At 46.6% G+C, this 4878-nt stretch carries 3 protein-coding genes; 2 read left to right on the top strand and 1 reads right to left on the bottom strand.

Annotated features, from left to right (window positions below; genetic code table 11):
• The first annotated feature begins 228 nt into the window (after positions 1 to 228).
• Both FN815_RS18740 and FN815_RS18735 read left to right on the top strand, forming a co-directional pair.
• Positions 229 to 2496 (top strand): TonB-dependent receptor, encoded by a 2268-nt coding sequence (locus tag FN815_RS18740; protein WP_246075364.1) that lies wholly within the window; start codon positions 229 to 231, stop codon positions 2494 to 2496.
• A gap of 4 nt (positions 2497 to 2500) precedes the next feature.
• Positions 2501 to 3421 carry a DUF4249 family protein gene (locus FN815_RS18735; protein WP_142456366.1) on the top strand — a complete coding sequence of 307 codons (921 nt, stop codon included), beginning with the start codon at positions 2501 to 2503 and terminating at the stop codon, positions 3419 to 3421.
• A 10-nt stretch (positions 3422 to 3431) separates the two neighbouring features.
• On the opposite strand, the gene FN815_RS18730 is transcribed toward FN815_RS18735, so the two are convergent.
• Entirely contained in the window at positions 3432 to 4649 is a 1218-nt protein-coding gene (locus FN815_RS18730) for a hypothetical protein (RefSeq protein WP_142456365.1), read from the bottom strand.
• Positions 4650 to 4878 lie beyond the last annotated feature (229 nt).

Here is a 4878-nt window from a genome sequence, read left to right as displayed (position 1 = left end):
CTGAGTTCTGAGTTCTGAGTTCTGAGTTCTGAGTTCTGAGTTCTGAGTTCTGAGTTCTGAGTTCTGAGTTCTGAGTTCTGAGTTCTGAGTTCTGAAAAATATATCCGCCAAAACCGGCTTATTATTACCTTAACATTAAATCTAAAATTTGCCTGAACTTTTTCTGAGTCAATTCGTTGAAGGGACGCACTTTATCACTAATCAATAATTCGGGACAACCAAACTCACATGCTCCGCACTTTATTATTTGGTCTGATATTGACCATCCCCTCCATGCTGCTTGCTCAAGAAAATGAACGAGCCTCCGTCAGCGGGTACATCACAGATTCAGAAACGGGAGAAACACTGATCAGCGCAAACATCGCTTTGATTGAAATCAACAAAGGGATGGCTTCCAACACGCTTGGCTATTATTCGCTGACCAATGTTCAACCGGGTACCTATACCCTCATTTGTAGCTATGTAGGATACCAGCAATTCCGGCAGGAAGTAACGCTTGAAGCCGGCCAGAACCTGCGCCTGGATGTGGAACTGCAGCCCGAAAGCCTGGAGCTGGACGAAATTGAAGTCCGCTCCCGGGCCGAAGAGGAAGAACAGAAAAACATTGGCCGCCAACAGATTAAAACCGAAATGATTAAGGAACTTCCTTCGGTGTTTGAGGCTGATGTATTCCGTTCCATTCAGCAGCTGCCCGGTGTGAAGGCTGCTTCCGATTTTTCCAGCGGCTTATACATTCGCGGTGGCAGCCCTGACCAAACGCTGATTTTGCTGGACCGCACCACCGTGTACAACCCCAGTCACTTTTTCGGTTTCTTCTCCACCTTTAACCCCGATGCCATCAAAGATGTACGGCTGTACAAAGGCGGGTACCCGGCGGAATTTGGCGGACGGCTGGGGTCTGTTCTCACCATCTATAATAAAGACGGCAACCGTAACGAAACGGCCGGATCGGTAACAGCGGGTATGCTGGCCTCTCGGGTATCGGTAGAAGGTCCTTATAGCAAAGGCTCCTGGATGTTCGCCGCCCGCCGTTCCACCCTGGAACCGCTGCTGGCAGGTTTGCGCCAAACCACCGACAACGTGCCCAGCAAATTCTACTTCTACGATTTCAACGGGAAAGTAAATTTTGACGCCACGGACTCCGATAAGTTCTCGCTCGCTTTTTATGCCGGACAGGATCGCGTGACCTTCCCCTTTGGGGATGATGCCGAATTTGGGCTGGATTACGGCAACCAAACACTCAGCGGTAACTGGACACATATTTTCTCAGAGCGTCTGTTTTCGAACTTTGTGTTCACCGGCTCCCGCTACTTCAACTTTCCAAACTTTGAGTTGGGCGGAACCGAATTCACCCGTACCAACAATATTTATGATTTCTCCATCAAGGCCGACCTGGAATACCTTCCCGGCAACAATCACCTTATAAAAACCGGGATTTGGGCGGGTAACTTTACCTTCAAATTCAAAGATACTTTCGACGGTTCTGAAACCTTTAGCAGCCGCATCCAAAATCAATATGCCTCGTTTTATGTGCAGGATGAATGGACGCCTAACGAGCGCTGGATCTTCACGCCCGGCATCCGCTTCAATTATTTTTCAGACGGTGACTTTTTCCGCGTGGAACCGCGCTTTTCTCTGGAATATCGTCCGGCAGACCGTATTCGCCTGCAAGCCGCTTATGGTCGCTACAACCAATTCTTAACCCTTATTTCCAATGAAGCCTTCTCCGGTTTCGATATCTGGCTTACTTCGGCCGAAGGTGTAGACCCTGCCTTTGGTGATCAGTTTGTTCTGGGCGCCAAAACCATCCCATTTGAAGGCTACGGGCTGGATGTAGAATTGTACTACCGCAGCATGGAAGATTTATTTGAACTGGACCCGTTTCTGCCCGATGTAGCCGGTTTACTGTATGAAGATATGTTCCGTTTTGGCACCGGTTATGCCTATGGCGCCGAAGTGTTTTTTGAACGAAGGATGGGACGCTTTACCGGCTTTATCGGCTACACGCTGGGCTATACCTGGCGTAAGTTCCCCGGCTTCAATTACGAAATTGGGAATGAGGAACAAGCCGCTCGTTTTTATCCGCCCAAATACGACCGCCGCCACGACATCAACGTAGTAGCCAACTACCAACTCAGTAATCGTTGGAAGGCCACTGCTTCCTTCAATTTTGCCACCGGTCAGGCCTACACCCAGGTACTTGGCCGCTACATACAGCATGATCTGCCGGTTACCAACGAAAACCGAAACGTATTTACCGTGGGAAAAGTGAATGCCTCTCGCTTGCCTAACTACCACCGGATGGATGTTTCCTTTGCCCGCAAAGGCACCTTTTTTGGCATGGGCGACGCCGAATGGCAGTTCCAGCTCATCAACGTGTACTCTCGCCGGAATGTCTGGTTCTACAGCTTTGACTTTGACGAAAATCCCGTTGAGCGAAACGATGTTACCCTGCTGCCCATCCTGCCATCTATTTCTTACACTGTAAACTTTTAATGCCATGAAGAATCTTTTAACCCTTTTACTGATTACTGCTGCCGCTGCCCTCGTTTCCTGCGAAACCTATCCACAAGATGACTATGAGGAGTATTATGTAGTGGAGGCCTACCTGGTAGCCGATCGCCAACTTCCTCATGTGCGCCTATCCAAAACGGTTCCGGCCGATGAAGTGTACGATTTCTCCCAGGCTGCCATCAACAATGCCAACGTTGCCATTCAGTTGCTGGAAAGCGGCCCCGAAAGTACCGTTGAGCAAACTTATTCGTATTCATTCTCCATGCAAAACCCCGGTATTTATTGGGCTGATGTAAGCCACCATGTGCTGCCTTCGCGTACCTACCGGCTGCACATCACCTTTCCCGATTCGGATGATGAAATTACCGCCACCACCATCATTCCCGGTGGTTTTGATATACTGGAAGGCGTGCGTGATACCATTGTGTACCAATCCTCCGAGCAGCTCGAAATCACGGTGAGTGAAAGTTCATATCCCGGGCGGCAGAACATTTTCATCTTCAATGCCCTATCCGACAACCCCGTTGCCGAAAACCTTACCCCCGTATATTTCGATTTTTATGAAGATGGCGACGAGGATCCTGAAGATCTCGAACTGTTTGCCAACAACAGCTCCGGCATCATCAATGAAGGCAACTTTGAGAAAAACCCGGACGGTTCCATCACCATCGATTACCCGTGGATTGGCATTGCCTACTACGGAGAAAACAAGATTGTAGCCAACACGCTGGATGACAACATTTACGATTTCATCCGCTCGCAGGAAGTGCAACTTGGAGGTTCTACTCTCTCCCCTGGCGAAATCCAAAATGTGATTTATAATATCGAGGGTGGCATCGGCGTTTTTGGAGCCTTAGCTTCCGATACCGTTGAAACGTTCGTAAAGCGAAATCCAGCTATTAATTAGGTAAGCAGCTTTAATAGCTGAATTGCAGGGTCAGTGCCCAATTATTGACATTGGAAATATTTCCGCGGGTATTGGCTATAACTGAGAGTCCGGATGAATGAGTATAACGAAAGCCCAAAGCACTGGATTGTTCCAGCCTGGATTGTGTGGTTTCCTCCTTGGTTTTCAGTATATCGTTTTCCTGATCAGGGATTAATTCGTATGGGTGTTCTTGAAGATCGGTATGTACATATTCATGCGAAAATCTCACCTTAATTCCACCCCAAACAGAGAATGAATCATTGACATCGAAAAAACCAAAAACGGGAATATCTGCCCCGCCCTGATGCCTGTTAATCTCAATATACTGTTTATTTAAGGTGGCTATGGCCTGATTTTCTTCATGTGCCCATTCATAGAATGGTGTAATCCCGGAAAAAAGAGTAAAATTATCTTCCTGCAAAGTTATAGCATAACCAAGCCTTAGCCCTCCGGCCATAAATTTTGAATCAGGCTGGCCAAATCTTGTCTCAAAGTCTTCCTCGTTATTTATATCTATTCTGCCATCAATTATCCGCCGATCAATTTGTTCGCGATCACTCCTTAATTCCTGTTCTCCAAATCCATATATGCCCCTCAGGTTGATGAAGATATGGTCATCACCCAGCACATTCACCCCAAAATTTTGATACCCATTGTAGCTAAACAATACCGGATTATCCCGTGATATGGTTTGTCCTGTGGTCTCATAGTGTTCCTCGCGCAGTTGGGTAAAGTCAGCATAAAAATCTTCTTGAATGCGCTCCCTGGTGCGAATATAGTCTATATTTTGGGTATGATCGAAGTTATTAAGTTGTACATATAAACGATGACGACTGTCGTTCCCATTTTTCCACCGGTAATATTCCAAGCCAAAAACTACCTTATCATTGGTTTGATGCCGGTCGTTTGTGTCTTCAAATAACTCCTCATCAGTAGTACGGTCAATTAAGGTATCCTCCCGAAAAACCTGAGTCCTGTAATAGCGTTCTTCTCTTCTTAACTGTAATTCATTCACTTCATTTTTTTCAAAGGCGCCAAAAAAGCCGACAGCTATCCCACTCTCTCTGTTATCTCCTAATATTTTAAGTAATCTGAACTCCGCTTTATTTTGGTTATAATCGCGCAAATTATTTCTCCACGTCCTGCTGTTTTGAATGTCTTCTCTCAAATACGTACTGGTTTCATTAACCGAAAAAGATTGGTTCACATCTTGCTCATTCTTCTCATTGTCTCATATGTTAGAGGGAGAACTATTTACCAACAGGCAAAAGGTTGTATAAGTAGCTTGTGATCTTTACTCTCTGCCTGTTTTATTGGAATCGAGCCAGCCTGGCACCTTCAGTATTGGTCTATGCACTGCCTGCAGGCAGATGCACTTCGTCAGGTATATCCAGGCTGGTTTTTTCTGCCGTTGAACCTCAACAGTACCAACAGAG

The sequence above is a fragment of the Gracilimonas mengyeensis genome, from assembly GCF_900182705.1.
In the GTDB taxonomy this organism is placed as follows: Bacteria; Bacteroidota; Rhodothermia; order Balneolales; family Balneolaceae; genus Gracilimonas; species Gracilimonas mengyeensis.
This window is presented reverse-complemented; position numbering and strand designations above follow the sequence as displayed.

Bases quoted from the DNA above. Each gene is read 5' to 3' on its own strand.
- FN815_RS18735 (WP_142456366.1), top strand. From the start codon at position 2,501: ATGAAGAATCTTTTAACCCTTTTACTGATTACTGCTGCCGCTGCCCTC.
- FN815_RS18740 (WP_246075364.1), top strand. From the start codon at position 229: ATGCTCCGCACTTTATTATTTGGTCTGATATTGACCATCCCCTCCATG.